Genomic DNA, 16,457 nt, shown 5'->3' with positions numbered 1-16,457 from the left:
AGACGCTTTTCATCTTTCCGTAGCCGATACCTGCGGAAAGCCCGCCTTTCCCAATGGAAAGATTCGCGGATAGGCCGCTTTTCTTGTAGACTTCAAGATAATAGCTTGACGCCATGCCTGGCCGGAGCTCTACGCCATTACGCCCTCTGAGATACAGGTTCCCGTTCGTGTAGATGGACGCCCCTTCTATGGTGAGCTTATCATTGGAATCCATCATAAACCCGGTACTGCCGTAGAAATTTGTGAGGTTGTAGCTTTCGTAGTCGGCTGTCCGTGAATGACTGGATGAGCTGATCTTGATTCCGATGAGGCTGCGGGACTTTTTGCTGTAGTCATAGTGGTAAAGGTCGTCTTTGGTCCCTTGGGTATAGATATTGCCCAAAGATTTTACGGCAATCCCGCCTTCGGCGTACATGTCGGTTCCTTGCAGGAAAACGCCTCGGTTTTTCAAAGCAAGATCTTTGCCGTCAGCGTCTTTCGCCCCATAGTTCATGAGGATATTGCCGCCTGCGTAAATTTCCGTCCCGTTGGCGTACTTATCGTCTATGGTCCATGTCTTTATTCTGGTCGTTTTTACTATACTGCCGCTCTTGCTCTTGTCATAGTCGTATCGGTACAGGGTATCATTGACCGCAAGGCTGTTGATATACCGATCGGCATAAAGCACAACGTCTGCGGCCGCTTGCACGTAGCTATTGATGAGGTTGATGTCACGGCCTGCCGTGAGTTGGGTTGTGCCGCCTTGGCCGATTTGGCCTGAGATATTGAAGGTTCCCGAGGCTTCATCCCAGTCTTTGTTGCCGTAATAACTGTTGTCTTCAATATATTTGTCGCTGCCCTTGTAGGAATAGCTTACGACAATTGAGGTGTCTTTGATGTCTTCCGTGGCTTTGATGGATGTGCCGCCAATACCTGCGATCTTGGCCCCGATATTGGTGATGTTTTTCCCTTCAAGGACTACAATTCCATCGGATTCTATGGTCCCGATGTTGTTGAGTCCTTCGCCTCTGATATCAACTACCGTGTAGGCTTCCAGAACTTCGAACGTATATACCCCGGGTTCTTCGCTGCCGTTATCACCGCCGCCTGAATAGCCCGCTCTGTAAGATACCGCTACTCGTACGGGCTTTCCGGCCGCTTTGGCGCTGTTATAGGCCGCTACGATATCTGCCGGTAAGCCGGTCAGGTTTGTTATGGTCGTTTGAGAATTCCGGCTTATGGTAAGCCCTTTCAAGCCGGGGATTTCTTCATCAAGACGGTAATCGTCATATACGCGGCTATTTTCGATGCTCTTTTCTTCTTGATGGGTATAGATGACCGCGCCGTCTTTGACGGTGGACTGGTTGACTATGGTTCCGTTGGGTGCCGCTACATAGGTTGAGGTCGTTCCTTTGATTAATGCCCCTGTGTTGATGACTCCGGCTTTTCCTATGGCGACAACGGTTGCGCCCAATATGTTGGCGTTGCCGTAGTTCCCGGTTCGTTCGTTTTTGAGTTGGCCTGTTACTTCTATATAAGTCGCGCCTTTTCCGGAATATCCGATATTGCCCCGATTTTGGAGGTTTCCGGCTTCGATCTGGGTTGCGGTTGTTCCCGCAATTGTGCCAAATGCGCCGCCTGTGACTGTCCGGTTGTCTTTGATGGTTCCGTCTGCTCTGGTACTTGTGCCGCCGACGTCATAGAATCCATTTATGACAGTCCCCGATACTTGGATTTGGACGTTCGTTCCCGTGATTTTGCTTCCTGTCCCTACTGTAACGGCGTTTCCATCTCTTGTGGCTGTGGTGATATTATCCAGATGGTTTCCCATAAGGATCGTATTCGTTTTGGCGGTTATGGTGGCCCCGTTCAAATTGTAGAGGCGGCCGCCTATAATAATGGTATCCCCGCCGGAGGTGATTGTGCCATAGTTTTTGAGCTGGTTTGCGTCCGTATACTGGACGTTTCCGTCGGCGTCAATTTTCCCAAGTCTTACGGCCGTATTGGCGTTCGATGTCAAAAGGCCGCTGTTTTCAAGCGAATGGGCGTTGATATAAAGGCCTTCTTTGCCGTTTAACGTATGGTTTACGGTAAGTCCTACATTGGTGGTGAGACTCAATGTCTTTGCCGCAACATTGGCTTGGAGGTCAAAGCCGTTTCGTCCGGTCAACTCCAGAATCCCTGTCCGGTCAACTTGACTTGTGACACGTATCGTATTGGCGTCTATGATGGTCGCGACTTTTCCTTCAAGTCTCGAATCAAGAACAATGTCCCCGCCTGTGGTGACGGATACGGTCCCCAATGAGGTGATATGGCCGCCTGTATAAAGAAGTGTCCCGCCGATATTGACTATTACACCTGATTCGGCGCTTTTACTTTCAATCGCGCCGTAATTGTTATTGAGGTTTCCGGAGTTCGTGATTTCAATATAATTGTCGGAAATGATTTTTCCGTGGTCATTCGATACATTGGTTAAGATGATGCTGCCTAAACCCGTAACTGTCCCGTAATTATTGTTGAAGTTCCCGATTTTGGCCGTGAGGTTTCCGGTCTCAATGAGGCCGTAGGCGTTTGTGAGGGGGCCTTTTGTGATTTCAAGTTCGTTTGCCCGCAAAGTTCCGCTGTTGTTGGTGACTGTTCCCGCAAGTGCGACTTCGTTTCCTTCAATGGTTCCGCTGGTATTATTGACGTTTCCTGTGATTTCGATGGTGTCTGCCGCGATGGTTCCCTTGGCGTTTGCGGTGAGATTCCCTGTTTCTTCAAAGATTCCCGCCTGAATGGTTCCGCTGTTGTTACTGGTTGATCCGGTTATGGTTACGGTTTCGCCTGTGATGTCTCCGCTGTTGTTATTGACGGATCCCGTTAAGGCCACGGACTGACCAAGAATCGTACCATCGGCATTGCCTGTCACGTTTCCGGTAATGTCAATCGTGCTGGCTTGAATTGTGCCGCTGTTGTTATTGACCGCCCCCGCAATAGTAAGCGTCTGGCCTGTAATTATGCCATTGGCATTTCCTGTTACATTTCCGGTTACGTCAATTGTGCCAGCCGATAGGATTCCGCCGTTGTTGTTTGTCGCGCCCACAATGGCAATGGTTGTGCCTGCGATGCTCCCGCCGCTGTTTCCAGTGATGTTCCCTGTTATGGATATGGCGCTTGCCGAAACAGTCCCGTCTTTATTCAGTAAATTTCCGGTATAATCAATATTGGCCCCGATCAATGCGCCGCCGTCGTTTGTGGTATCCGCTGTAATAACAAGATCGCCCAGACTTCGGATTATGCCCTTGGTGTTATCCAATGTATTGGCGATAAGCGCTATTCCGTCATAAAGAATGACTTCGGCTTCTTCTTCAAGCGCCAGTTCGGGGGGGGTTTCTTCCTCAACTTCGGCAAGAAGCTCTTCTTCTGTCGGAGTTTCAATTGCGGGTTCGTCTTCTGCGGCTGCCGCTTCTTCCATGGCGGCAAGCATTTCTTTGGTGAGACCGTCGGACAAGATAAATCCGTCCCTGTTGCTTGCCCGGGTTACGGTGATTGTGATTCCTTTGTTGGTATGGAGGTATCCGCCGTCATTGACGAATGTGTCTCCGGTGATGATTATTCTTTCGGGAGTGAAAATCTCCCCGCCAGTATTATTCGTGTAGAGGCTTGCGAGCGTCAACTCTTTATTGGTTAGAATCTGGCCTTCTTCGTTGATGAGCGTATTCCCGCCCAGAGTATCAAGCATACCTACGATGGTTCCGCCTTTATTATCCAGAAGATTTGAGGTGGTGATAACCAGTTCTCCGTCGGTATAAATTACTCCATATTGGCTCAAAAGATCCCTTGCGGTGATCCGGATGCTCTTCTCACTTACGATGGCGCCGCCATTGTTATTAAGCGTCCCCACAAGATCGGCCGCGAAGTTCGCTACATGAATTGTCCCTTCTTCATTACTCAGATTATCTGAAGTAATCGCAAGGTTTTCCGCAGATAGCGTCCCGCGTTTTCCGGTGATATCCTTTATGGTCAGGGTCATATTGCCCAAGGTTGAAATGACGCCGTCGGTATTATCAAGCGTCAGACCTTCAAGGACGATTTCCTTTTCACCATAGAGAAGACCCCCGATATTCCCCATTTCATCATAGGCAAAATGAAGCGCTCCAGGCGTTGTGATGACACCTGCATTATAAAGTTTTGAGCCTTTGGCGCTGATGCCTTTTTCAACGGAAATAATACCAGAATTCGTGATTTCATCTGCGGTTAGTCCAATTTCGGTTGTTTGGATCAGGCCGCTATTGGTTATTCCGGCCAAAACCACTTTCAAGTCCGTGGTCTGGATGACGCCGCTGTTGTCCAGAGTCTTTCCTGTAATCCCTACTTTTCCGCTGGCAATCTCGCCGCTGTTGGTTGTGTTCCCTGCCGCAAGGGCGATTTCTTCATCGGCAACGAAGGTCCCGGAATTGGTTATTGTTTCGCCTGTGACTTTGGCTGTGCCAAATACTTCGATTTCTCCGGTACTCGATATATCGGTTCCGGTAATCTCCAGAGCCAATACGCCTGTGCCGCTATTTTCATAGCCCGCCACAACTTTTGCCGCAAGCTCTACCTCAGCGCCCTTGATTTCCGCTTTTTCTCCGGCATAGAGTTCATTTTCAACACGTACTGCTTTTTCAGCCTTGTAGCGTACTTTCTTGGCGCTTTTCACCTTGCCCGATGTGGTGAGTTTCCCGCCTGAGGTCAAGGTCATATCGTCAAGGCTGATCAAATCTCCTTTGAGGTTGACGCCCGCGCCTTTGTCATTCGCTATGACATCAATCTTACCGGCGTACATGGACCCTAAGGCTTTGCCGTCAATGGCAACGCCTTCATAGGTCTTTCCTTTGCTGGTGACTTTCTTTGTCCGGTAATTGATGTTCTGGGATCCGGCAGATACCCTGAGCTTTGTCTGGTCCGATCCCTTGATGGGACCGTCAATTCCTATGGTTTTTCCGCTTATATCCAAAGATTCAAGACGTGTGGCGTCAAGTCCTTTGGATCCTATCCCAAGATGCCCTTGATCTACTTGGATTTCTGCTAAATCGCCGTCTTTCATGGTCAAACGGCCCGTTGTCAGCGTGGCGTATCCCACATTGATAAACCCGCCGCCGTTGATATTGATGCCGTTTCGGTTGGCGATCACGACATCAGCCTTGGCGCCGCCAATTTCAATGATTCCTTTGATGGTCGAGCCTTTGTTTCCTGTAACGTCATTGATGATGAGTTTTGCCTCGACAGGGCCGTCAAGGTTTCGGTTTCGGGCGATCAGGCCCGCAAGTTCTGTATTCACCACGATATAAATGTTGTTATTGAGAATAAGCCCCTTCTCGTCAACATCAAATTCTTTGTAAGCGTTATAGGATGTGCCGTTGGCGTTGGGTCTTGCAATATCGACCTGATCTATTCCGGTTGATGTCGTTGTGACCCGTGTTCCTATGGTGATGGGATCAGGTACAATGCCCGCAAAGAGCTGAACCTGCATGAGAAAAAGCAAAAAAACAGCCATTAACCTTTGTTTTAGGCTCCGGACAACGATTTTGATCTCCTCCGTCACTCGTTTTTTGGCGTTCTTTTTCTTTCTCATGGGATCCTCCCTCCGGCAATTTCGCCGTGATTATAAAAATATTCGTCTCAAAAATTCCAAAACGAATGAGGTAGAACATGATGCGATTTTTCTTTTCGTTTTTATTAACTTACATATTATCCCATTATGGCAATCATGTCAAGCAATAAAATGTCAAAATGAAGTGTATACAAAAACTGGCCTGAATTTATGGGCAATCGGGCAAAAAAGATTTTTTTAACTTCGAAGTCAAGATTCATCGTTCTGACCCAGAACAAAATGTATGTTTCCCATCAATTCTGTCTCCATTTTTGAGAAATCCCACCCCAAAGTTCACAAAAAATAAATCTCCTTGCGTCCCTCCCCGTTCCGTGTTATGATACCGATGAGGTCTGAATTTATTGTATAAGCAGACTGAAAATACAGTATGACACAGGAGGAGTGAACGAATGAAAAGAAAGTTATTGCTGGTTTTAACGCTGTTTGTGCTTGCCTTTACGCTGACATCGGCCAAAGAGAGCAAGGCGCTCTGGAAAAAGCTGGACAAAGTCAAGGACAAGTATGAGTGGGTGGACCTGAGCCTCGACGTGAGCCCCCAGACCCCTCATTGGCATGGTTTCAAGGACCTGAAGGTCAAGGCCATCTACACCTTTGAAACGACGGGCAACACCTTCCTGACCTACGAGTACACGCTGCCCGGTCAATACGGCACCCACACGGATTTTCCGGCGCATTTTGACCCCAAGGGTCGCCAGACCGACGATTACGGCCCCAAAGAACTGGCCTACAAGCTGGTTGTCATTGACAAATCGGCCGAGGTCGCCAAGAACAACGACTATGTGCTGACAAAACAGGATATTCTCGATTTCGAGAAGAAATACGGGAAGATCCCCGAGGGGGCCTTTGTGGCTTTCCGCAGCGACTGGTCCAAACGGGATATCAAGACCTACGAAAATAAAGACAAGAAGGGACAGTCCCATTATCCCGGCTGGGATCTCGAAGCGCTGAAGTTTTTAGTGGGCGAGCGCAATGTGGCCGCGGTCGGACATGAGACGGCCGATACCGATTCCGCGGTGACCGGTTCCACCGTCGGCTTCATCGGCGAAGATTACGTGCTGGACAGCGGCAAACTCAATGTGGAGCTCTTGAAAAACCTGGACAAATTGCCTCCGGTGGGCGGCGTGATCTTTGTGACCTTCCCGAAAATCAAGGGCGGCACAGGCTTTACGAGCCGGGTCTTCGCGGTAATCCCCAAGTAGAATAAGCGATTGAATTTTTTCAGCCAAAATACGGGCGGGGGAAGCAACTCCCGCCCGGATCAATAAACCCCTTCTCATTCTCCCCGAAAAATGCTATACTATTGGTATAAAGCATGACTGTCAGGGAGGAAAGAACGTCTTGGAACAGAGAGGATCCCTCAATTGGGGAGAGATCTTGAAAAATACCATAAAACTAGCGGTTATCGTCGCAAATGTCGTCATAATCTGTTTTTGTTTGGTGAAAAAAAGCTATTTTCCCTTGATCTACGCCCTCCTTTTCTTCCTTTACTTCGCCTACGTGTTCCACAAGAGCCCATCAGAGCGTAAATACGGCTATTTCGGGACGAGAGCCCTGCTGTCGTCGCGGATCGCCCTCTTTTTCTTCCTGCTGGCGGTCTGCCGACTGATCCATATTCAGCTCAAAAACAGCGACGCCTACAGCGAGGCCATACGCAGGCAAAGCGGCGCCTTCAGTCTGAGAAGAGGGCGCAGAGGGGAAATCTTTGACAGCGCCGGGCGGCCTCTGGCCTGGAACAGCACGACATACGAGGCGGCCGTGGACCCGAGCCGGATCCACACGAAACCCGAAATCGCCAAGGCACTGGGCGAAATCTTTGACCTGCCCTTCATCAGCGGCGACAAGGACGAATTTATCGCGTCCCTCGTGGAGCTCGCCAAAATCAATCGCAAATATAAACGGATCGAAAAAAACCTCACGGAAGGGCAGCGGGATACGGTGAGCGACCTGATCGAAAAAAACGGCCTCCGGAAAAACGAGATTTACTTCGGGGAGTCCGTGGAGCGGATCAACGAACGCTACCGCAATATTGTGGGCTACGTGGGCTATACGGACGGGGCGGAAGACGAAAAAACCGGCATTTTCGGAATTGAAAAGGCCTATGACGCTTATTTGCGGGAAAAGACGGCCCGACAGGACCGGCAGGTCGTCCGGGACCGCAGCAAGAGCATCCCCACCACGGAACCCGTCATGCAGAAACAAATCAACGGCAAGAACATTTACCTGACCATAGACAGCGACGTGCAAATCGTCCTGACCGAGGAGATCGAGAAGCAATTCGCGGCCACAAAGGCGGAGGCGGCCTACGGCCTTGTGCTGGACCCCCGGGACGGCAGGGTCCTTGCCTCCGTTTCGCTCTACAGCGCCGGGAAAGCCCTGCGTAACGGGACGTTCCAGGACCAGATCGAACCGGGCTCCATTTTCAAATCCGTCGTCATGTCGGCCGCGCTCAACGAAGATCTCGTCAAGCCCGGCGATACGTTCAATATCGGCGACGGGACCCTGACCCGGGTCGGGCACACGATCCGCGAGACCACGAAGACCCTCAAGGGCGTCATCACCGCGGAAGAAATCCTTACCCGCTCCAGCAACACCGGCATGGTCCAGGTCGGAGAGAAATTTTCCAATAAGACCTTTGAGGATTATTTGCAAAAATTCGGCTTTTATGAGCGGACCGGCGTCGATTTTCCCAATGAGTTGCGCCCCCGCAATCTCCCCATGAAGAGCTGGAATCTCCTGACGAAGGTGAACCGCTCCTTCGGACAGGGGATCGTCATGACGCCGATCCAGATGGCGGTCGCCTTCGCGGCGGTCATCAACGGAGGCGTACGATACCGGCCTTACCTCGTGGAGCGGATCGAGGACGAAAACGGCGTCGTGATCCGGCGAAACGTACCCGCGGCCGTCGATACGGTCATCAAGCCCGAAACTTCGGAACTCATGAAATCCATGCTGGAACAGGCTGTCCAGAAAGGGACCGGAACCCGGGCCCAGATCAAGGGATATCGGATCGGCGGGAAAACCGGCACCGGGCAGATCGCCTCGCCTAAGGGAGGCTATCTCCCCGACGATTACCTCGCGTCCTTTGTGGGCTTTTTCCCGGTTGATAAACCGGCTTACGTCGTTCTGGTCATGTTTGTGAAGCCCAACCGCGGCAAAAAGATCGAGGAAAAATACGGCGGCGCCGTAGCGGCCCCTGTCTTTGCGGAAATCGGCAAGCGGATCATCAAAATCAAGGGCATTTTGCCGGCGGGAAGCGCCGAAGCCATGGAAATCAAGAGCATAGGTCAAACGACCGCTGAGATCAACGGCATCATTAAACCTAACCGCCGGCGCGTTGAAGGCAACCGTATGCCGGATCTCACGGGACTTTCAGCCCGGGAAGTCATCAATGTTTTCTTTGATACGGGCATTGCCCCGGAAATCGAGGGGACCGGCCTTGTGGAGAGTCAGTCTCCCGCGCCGGGAGCGGCCCTCTTCGGCGTCGAGGCCGTCAAAGTGGTCCTGACCCACGAGATCAAAATCGATATTCCCGCCGAATCCTCGTTCCTGTTGAAGGAAATCAGCGCGCAAGAGAGGAATCCATGAGATACTACAAGATATTTCCCGATAACACCAACGGGCTTTTTACTTATGCCGATCCTGAGGACCGCTATGAGCCCGGGGAGCGGGTCGAGATCCCTTTCCGGGGAAAGACGGCCTCGGGCCTCGTCATCGGCCCCGATACCGCCGAACATCATGAATACAAAATCCTGCCGATAACGGCGCCCCTTCCGGGGGAAATACGCCTAACGCCCGCTTATATTTCGTTACTCTGCTGGATCTCGGACTATTATCTGTGCAGCCTTCCGGGAATCATCCGGGCCGTGTTGCCGAAAAATCTCAAAGTCCGGATCGACAGGATCATGCAGGGAAAAACCCGAAAACGAAAGCCCTCAGGCGCGCAAGGCGAGCCGGAATATCCCGGCGAGCCCCGCGCCGTTACGTTGACCCCCGAACAGGAAGCGGCCCGGGACGCCATATTGAAAGAAGAAAAGCCCTATCATCTGCTGCGGGGGATCACGGGATCCGGAAAAACCGAGATCTATATTGAAGTGATACGTCACGCCTTTGACGAAGGCCGGGGCAGCATTTTTCTCGTACCGGAAATTTCTCTGACGCCCCAGCTGGTCACGCGCTTCCGGGAGACCTTCGGGGACGCCGTGGCCGTACTTCACAGCAAGCTCACGCCGGCGGAACGGGGGAAGGAATGGTACGCCCTCTATACGGGCGCGAAAAGAATCGTTCTGGGCGTACGATCGGCCGTTTTTGCCCCGGTGCGGGACCTCAAGTACATTATCCTCGACGAGGAGCATGAGACGACGTATAAACAGGATTCGAACCCCAGATATCACGCGAGGCTCGTGGCTCTCAGACGGGCCCAGCTCGAAGACTTGACCGTCGTCTTCGGAAGCGCCACGCCCTCGGTGGAAAGCTACGCCTGGGCCAAATCCGGTCTCTTCAATCTCATTTCCCTCGACAGACGCTACAACGACGCCTTGCTTCCGACCATGGAGATCGTCGATATGCGCGGGGAAAAAGATATTTATTTCAGCAAAAAACTCCTGACGGAGATCCGGGACACGCTGCGGCGCGGGGAGCAAGTCATCCTGTTTTTGAACCGCAAGGGCTATTCGACTTATATCCAGTGCACGGATTGCGGGGCCGTGGAGGAATGCCCCCATTGTTCCATCAAGCTCTCTTATTACGCCGGCAGACGCGTATTCAAGTGCAACTACTGCGGCGAGACAAAGCCCTATACGGGTCGTTGTCCGGTCTGCGGCGGGACGAACCTCGTTCACAGCGGCAAGGGCATCGAGCGCGTCGAAGAGGAAATCCGCAAATATTTTGACGTCCCCGTGGTCTCCGTGGATTCGGAAAAAGCCAGGGAGCGGGATTTTTACGCCGAAGTCTACGGGGATTTCGCGGCCGGCAAATACAAAATCCTCATCGGCACCCAGGTCGTCGCCAAGGGACTCCATTTCCCCAACGTGACCCTGGTGGGCGTCATCAACGCCGATACGATTCTCAATTTTCCCGATTTCCGTTCGGGGGAAAAGACTTACCAGATCGTGACCCAGGTGGCGGGCCGGGCAGGGCGCGGCGAGCGCAAAGGCAAGGTCGTCGTACAGACCTATCAGCCCGAAAACCATACGTTTACCGCGATCCTTGACGGAAACTACGACAAATTTTACCGGCAGGAAATGGCGACGCGGAAACTGCTTTCCTACCCCCCCTTTTCCCGGACGATCAATATCGGCCTTTCCTCCCCCTCCGAAGGAGATTTGCAGGCCTTCGTGAAGGAATTCCGGACGCGGATCGCGGACGACGCCGTCACGATCCTGGGTCCCATGCAGTCCCTGGTCTACCGGGTCAAGGACCGCTACCGCTACAATATCTTTATCAAGGGGGAAAAGAAAGAAATCGCGGCCTATAAGCGCAAATTGGGCGCTATACTCGAGGAGACGGGGACGGAAAAAACGGGGCCGAAAAAAAATATCCGGATTTCCGTTGATATTGACCCCGTAAATCTGATATAATAGAAATCGCGGAGCGAAGATTGAAAGGAGCTGAAGTCGTGTATACGATTTTGAAATATGGCAATGAGGCCCTGCGGGCAAGGGCGAAGGACGTGCCCGAGGTCAATGAGGAGATGAGAACGATCCTGAAAGAGATGGCGGAGACCATGAAAGCCTCAAACGGCGTGGGTCTTGCGGCGCCACAGGTCGGTTTTCCGCTGCGGATGTTCGTGTGCTATACGGAGGAAGACGTCGTCAAAATGGTCGTTAATCCCGTGATCACACCGCTTACTACAGAACTTATGGAATTTGTGGAAGGCTGTCTCAGCGTCCCCGGCGTCTACAAAAATGTCAAGCGCCCGGGAAAAATCCGGCTGGAGTTCCTTGATGAAAAAGGCCGGCCCCAGTCCATGGTGCTCGAAGGCTTCCGGGCCGTTATCGCCCAGCATGAATACGACCACCTTGAGGGCGTCCTCTTTGTGGACAAGATTTCTCCGGTCGCCAAACGCATGATCAGAAAAAAGCTTTCGCAGATCAAAAAAGCTGCCTCTGAGACCTGAACCAGGAGCGCGTCATGGCAAATAATCCCCCCGGCAACGGCAAATTTATCAAAAATGCCCTCTGCTTCGCGGTCGTGGCGGTCGCGCTCTATTTGCAATGGCCGCAAATCTACAAGGGCATTCTCCGGATCCGGAAGCTGACCGAGACCAGAAACGAGCTGAACGCCCGGATCGGCGAGGAACGAAAGAAACTGGCGGCCCGCCAGACGGAGGTCTCGCGGCTCAATGAAGCCTATTACCGGGAAAAGCTGGCCCGGGATAAGTTGCAAATGATCAAAAAAGGCGAGATTGTCTACAAACTCGTGGAAAATCCCGAAAAATAAAATCCTTCCGCGCCGGAAGGATTTTTTATGGCCCAAAGGCCTTGGTTTCTGGCTGGGTGAGTAGGATTCGAACCTACGCATGCCAGGGTCAGAGCCTGGTGAATTACCGCTTTTCTATCACCCAAGAAGCTTTTTTCGCGATGTCGGATCGTCCGTTCTGTTTTTTTCACGGAAATCCGCAATAATTATTATATCATAATTCGGGTGTTCTGAGAACCCTTTTTTGAAAAAATTTCTCAAAATATTTTCCGGTGAAGCCAAAATCTCTGAAAATACGCGCTTTCAGAGGACGCCGTCCCATTTCCCTTCGGAGGCGATGCGGGTCTCCACGTGATGGCGGTTCAGGTCGGCCACGATCTCCCGGGCCGTTTCGATAAAGTCCGGCGTCACAATAAAGCTGATCAGCCCTTGCGCCGCGTCTACGGTCTTGATAAAACCGACGCCTTCGTAGGATTCGACGATTTTATTGATGAAATCAATATCGTTTTTTCTGCTTTGGATCTTGAATTCGTAGCTTTCCATGGCCTTCACTTTCCGAGAGCGGCTTCGAGTCTCGGGATCAGCCGCGTAAATTGCGCTATGGAGACGTTTTCCGCCCGCTCGGCGGCGTCGATGCCCAATTCAGTCAATATGGCGCTCAATTCCGCCTTGGAGATTCCCAGGACGGCCAGATTGTTCAAAAGTGTCTTTCGCTTGCCGGCGAAGGCGGTTCGGATATAGCGGAAAAACAGTTCTCCGGCGATCTGTTGTTCCCAACGCCTGTCCTTCCACGGCCGGATCGTGATAAAAGCCGAATCCACGTTGGGCGCGGGCGTAAATGCGCTCCGGTCGATGGTAAAACCGTAGCTTGCCTCGCCGTAATATTCGACGGCCAGCGTGAGCACGCCCCGGGCCTTGCCCGAGCTTGCGCAAATCCGCTTCCCTACTTCCTTTTGGACCATGATGAAGATCCCGTCCAGCAAGTCCCGGTATTCCATGAGCTTTCGGAGGATCGGCGACGTGATGTAGTAGGGGATATTGGCGACGAGCTTGACGCGCTTTCCCTGATCCCGCCAGGATTCGAGTCCGGCTCGCAAGTCCAGCGTGAGAAAATCCGCCATAATGAGCTCAAAGCGTTCGTAGCCGGCAAATTTCCTGCGTAGTCGCTCTTCCAGATCCGGATCAATCTCCACGGCCGTAAGGGCCCAGGCGTGATCGAGAAGTAATGCCGTCAGCGCGCCCTGTCCCGGACCGATCTCCAATACGCAGTCATCTTTGCCGATTTCCGCCGTATCGATGATTTTCCCGAGGATGTCGCTTTTTTCCGCGAGAAAATTCTGGCCGTATTTTTTTTTCGCCCTGAAGGCCATTATTTGCCCTGTCCGCCGGCGGCGCCGTTTCTCACGACGATCTTGCCGACATAGGGGAGATTGCGGTGCTTCTGGGCATAGTCGAGTCCGTAGCCCACGACGAATTCGTCGGGGATCTCAAAGCCCACATAGTCGCTTCGGATATCGACCTTGCGGCGCTGGGGCTTGTCGAGGAGCGTGCAGATATGGACCTTCCGGGCCCCTTTGGCCAGGAGAAACTCCTTGACGTATTTGAGCGTGAGGCCGCTGTCGATGATGTCCTCGATGATAAAGAGCTCTTTGTCCTTGACCTCAAAGTCTATGTCTTTCAAAATTTTGACGATTCCTGTGGTTTTTGTGCCGCTGCCGTAGCTGGAAACGCTCATGAAATCAATCATGATCGGGAGCTTGATCTCCTTGATCAAATCGCTCATAAAGATCACGGAGCCTTTGAGCAGGCCGATAAAAATCAGCTCTTTTCCCTTGTGGTCCCGCTCGATCCGCTCGGCCAGTTCTTTGATTTTCTTTTCGATCCTGTCCCGGGATATCATCACTTCGATTGTGTACTCCAATTCGTTCTTCCTCCTAACAGTTTGTCATGGCGCGTTAAGCAATGAAAATACAAGTTATTTTATCACCCGCGGGGGAATTTCGCAAGGATTTTTCTGTTTTTTTTTGAAGACGCGCTAAGGCGCGTCAAATGCAGAAAACCGCGTATACCGGAATATGGCGGATATTGCCCTCCAGCGAAAAATTCCGCTCGGAGATCTCGATCCCGTAATTGAGACGATATTTATTAAGGAATACCGAGAAACTCTTTCCCTTGGCGCTTTTTCCGGCCCGGATCTCGATGGGGATCACGGCGTCGGCGCGCTGGATCACGAAGTCGATGTCCGCTTTCCCTTCCGATTCCCAATACCAGGGCGTATAGCCGTTGCAGGTCAGTTCCTGGGCCACGTAGTTCTCGAGGATGGCCTTTTTCGTTTCGCCGTTCTCGAGGCTGTCGGCCAGGAGCGCGTCGGCGTCCCAGTTCCCGGCGGCCGTCAAGAGACCGACGTCGGCGTTGTAGAGTTTGAGGGACTGCGGATCCCGGTGGGCCGTCAGCGGTTGCGTTCCTTCTTTGACTTTGCCGCTCTGGATGACGAAACCGGCTTTTTTGAGCCAGTTCATGGAAAACTCATAGGATTTGGAGCGACCGCCCTCCTGGAGCAGCGTATACATAAATTTCTTGTTTTCTTTTTTTAATTGCCCCGGCATACTCTCAAAGACCGCCATGGTCCGGAAAGTCTTGTAGGGTGTGGCGTAGCGGGCCATGTCGTCTTCCCAGGACGCCAGGATATCCTTTTGCAGCGCCTTCAGGGTTTCCGGCGCTTCCTTTTGAAGGCAGGCCTCCACGCAAGCGGGCATGCCGCCGCAGCTCATGTAGGCGCGGCACAGGGATAGGGCCGTCTCATGGAGTTGTCCAAACATCGGGTAATGAAAGCGCCAGGAATTTTCGATCTCGTCGACGAGTTTTTTCTGTCCGGCCGCCCAGAGGAATTCCTTGAAACTCATTGGAAAGAGCTTCAGCGTCAGGGCGTTTTCGGGAAAATTGAAGCGCTCGCCGCCGATGGCCAGCGGCAAAAGCGAGGAAGTCGCGATAATATCGTACTGGGGCGTGCTCTCGGCAAAGGCGTCCAGACTGTTCACAGCCTCGGGGCAGTTTTCGATCTCGTCGAAGATTAGAAGCGTGTCTTCGGCGGCAATTTCCCGGCCTGAGAGCTTTTCGAGTCCTTGAATGATCGACTCGGGGTCCCGGTTTTTTCTAAAAATGTCTGATAATTTTTTATTGTTGAAAAAATTCCATAAAAAAGTTGATCCATATTGTTTTTCCCCGAAGTCCGTCACAAGACGGGTCTTGCCCGTATGGGCCGGACCATACAAAATCAGCGGGTTCCTGCGTTTTCCCTTCTTCCAGGTCATCAGATTTTTCATGCGGGCTCGTTCCATGATTTCCCTCCAGTACCTGATTATACCTCAAAAATCAACAAAAGGCAAGATTTTTTACAGTTTTTCGTTCTTATTTTCGGGGATTTTTCCGTGGCGGGAAAAGATTCGAAAATTTATCCGGTAGGCTTGAAAATTTTCGGTATTTGTGATATGATTAGATAGATCAAATAATGATTTCGATATTTCGCAAAATAAATTTTTTATGAGACAAATCAAACATGAATTCCTCCGTGAGCGGGATAACGGAGGGATTTCGGAGGTCAGCGTGAAAAAATCCCTGTTGCTTTCGCTTTCGGCCTGGCTCTGCGTCTTCGGGACGCTGTTTTTTGTCGTAAAGATCGCCGAGCGGGTATATTTCAACGAGACCTATTATTATACGCCGGATTTTCTGGGCCTGATGTACGACGATGTGCAAAAGGCCATGGCCGGTCAGAACGTCAACGTCAAGCTCGTGGGTGAAGAATATTCGAAGCTTCCGGTCGGCGAGATTTTTTTGCAGGAACCGGAACCGGGACAGGTCGTCAAGATCCACCGGAACATCCGCGTCTGGGTCAGCAAAGGCAGCGCCCTCGTGGAAGTGCCTGATTTTGTGGGCATGAATTTTCTCGAAGCCAGATCCATTGCCTTGCAGAGAGGTCTCCAGGTCGAGCGGGTCGTTAGCACCATGACCAATAAAGCCGTAAACGAGGTGCTTTCCACTGACCCGGCCACCGATACGCTGCTGCGTCGGGGCGACAAGATCTCCTTTCTTATTAGTGGAAATTCCAATTTTACGGAAGTCAAAGCGCCGACGCTGGTGGGCCTGACGCTCGATGAGGCGACCGCCGCCCTGCAAAACAGCTCCCTCGTGGTCGGCAAGATCACAATGACAAAGATCAAGGACAAATACAATAACGTCGTCACGGAAGCCGGCGTGCTGCCGGGTGTGACGGTGCGGGCCGGAACGGCCATCAGCCTTACGGTCAATAAAAGCGATCTGGAGCGGCCTGTGGAGCGGCTCGGCGATGACGCCGGGGACGCCGACGGTACGACGACCGTAAACGAAATCGGCGCGGATATCCCCGACGCCACGGGCAATTGATCCA

General features: G+C 51.9%; 11 protein-coding genes and 1 tRNA gene. 6 read left to right on the top strand and 6 right to left on the bottom strand.

Annotated features, from left to right (window positions below; all coding sequences use genetic code 11):
- Nucleotides 1–5,578: filamentous hemagglutinin N-terminal domain-containing protein (locus LBQ97_00385; GenBank protein MDR1831179.1), on the bottom strand; the 5,578-nt coding region annotated here is incomplete at its 3' end.
- Between the two features lie 428 nt (nt 5,579–6,006).
- Here LBQ97_00385 and LBQ97_00380 point away from each other — a divergent pair.
- From LBQ97_00380 to LBQ97_00360, 5 genes are all read left to right on the top strand, one after another.
- Nucleotides 6,007–6,816, top strand: a complete 810-nt coding sequence (locus LBQ97_00380) for a cyclase family protein (GenBank protein ID MDR1831178.1) — start codon at nt 6,007–6,009, stop codon at nt 6,814–6,816.
- Between the two features lie 238 nt (nt 6,817–7,054).
- The gene (locus tag LBQ97_00375; protein MDR1831177.1) at nt 7,055–9,202 is read left to right on the top strand and encodes a transpeptidase family protein; all 2,148 of its coding nucleotides are present in this window, start codon (nt 7,055–7,057) and stop codon (nt 9,200–9,202) included.
- Complete coding sequence (gene priA, locus LBQ97_00370; GenBank protein ID MDR1831176.1) at nt 9,199–11,193, top strand: primosomal protein N'; 1,995 nt, start codon at nt 9,199–9,201, stop codon at nt 11,191–11,193. Before LBQ97_00375 ends, priA begins: the two co-directional genes overlap by 4 nt.
- 20 nt (nt 11,194–11,213) lie before the next feature.
- Complete coding sequence (gene def, locus LBQ97_00365) at nt 11,214–11,732, top strand: peptide deformylase (GenBank protein MDR1831175.1); 519 nt, start codon at nt 11,214–11,216, stop codon at nt 11,730–11,732.
- Between the two features lie 14 nt (nt 11,733–11,746).
- Entirely contained in the window at nt 11,747–12,055 is a 309-nt protein-coding gene (locus tag LBQ97_00360; GenBank protein MDR1831174.1) for a septum formation initiator family protein, read from the top strand.
- A gap of 49 nt (nt 12,056–12,104) precedes the next feature.
- On the opposite strand, the gene LBQ97_00355 is transcribed toward LBQ97_00360, so the two are convergent.
- From LBQ97_00355 to LBQ97_00335, 5 genes are all read right to left on the bottom strand, one after another.
- Nucleotides 12,105–12,179 (bottom strand) — tRNA-Gln (locus LBQ97_00355).
- Between the two features lie 158 nt (nt 12,180–12,337).
- The gene (locus tag LBQ97_00350) at nt 12,338–12,577 is read right to left on the bottom strand and encodes a DUF4911 domain-containing protein (GenBank protein ID MDR1831173.1); all 240 of its coding nucleotides are present in this window, start codon (nt 12,575–12,577) and stop codon (nt 12,338–12,340) included.
- A 5-nt stretch (nt 12,578–12,582) separates the two neighbouring features.
- Nucleotides 12,583–13,404, bottom strand: coding sequence for a 16S rRNA (adenine(1518)-N(6)/adenine(1519)-N(6))-dimethyltransferase RsmA (gene rsmA, locus LBQ97_00345; protein ID MDR1831172.1), 822 nt, complete (start codon nt 13,402–13,404; stop codon nt 12,583–12,585).
- Nucleotides 13,404–13,955 carry a hypoxanthine phosphoribosyltransferase gene (gene hpt, locus LBQ97_00340; GenBank protein ID MDR1831171.1) on the bottom strand — a complete coding sequence of 184 codons (552 nt, stop codon included), beginning with the start codon at nt 13,953–13,955 and terminating at the stop codon, nt 13,404–13,406. The genes rsmA and hpt overlap by 1 nt, the downstream gene beginning before the upstream one ends.
- A 124-nt stretch (nt 13,956–14,079) precedes the next feature.
- Entirely contained in the window at nt 14,080–15,372 is a 1,293-nt protein-coding gene (locus tag LBQ97_00335) for a DUF4143 domain-containing protein (protein MDR1831170.1), read from the bottom strand.
- A gap of 202 nt (nt 15,373–15,574) precedes the next feature.
- On the opposite strand from LBQ97_00335, the gene LBQ97_00330 reads away from it, so the two are divergent.
- Entirely contained in the window at nt 15,575–16,453 is an 879-nt protein-coding gene (locus tag LBQ97_00330) for a PASTA domain-containing protein (GenBank protein MDR1831169.1), read from the top strand.
- Nucleotides 16,454–16,457 lie beyond the last annotated feature (4 nt).

It is taken from the genome of Fusobacteriaceae bacterium (assembly GCA_031272775.1).
Lineage (GTDB): Bacteria > Fusobacteriota > Fusobacteriia > Fusobacteriales > Fusobacteriaceae > JAISST01.
The sequence above is the reverse complement of the archived record's forward strand: the minus strand, read 5'-3'. Positions and strand labels throughout refer to the sequence as shown.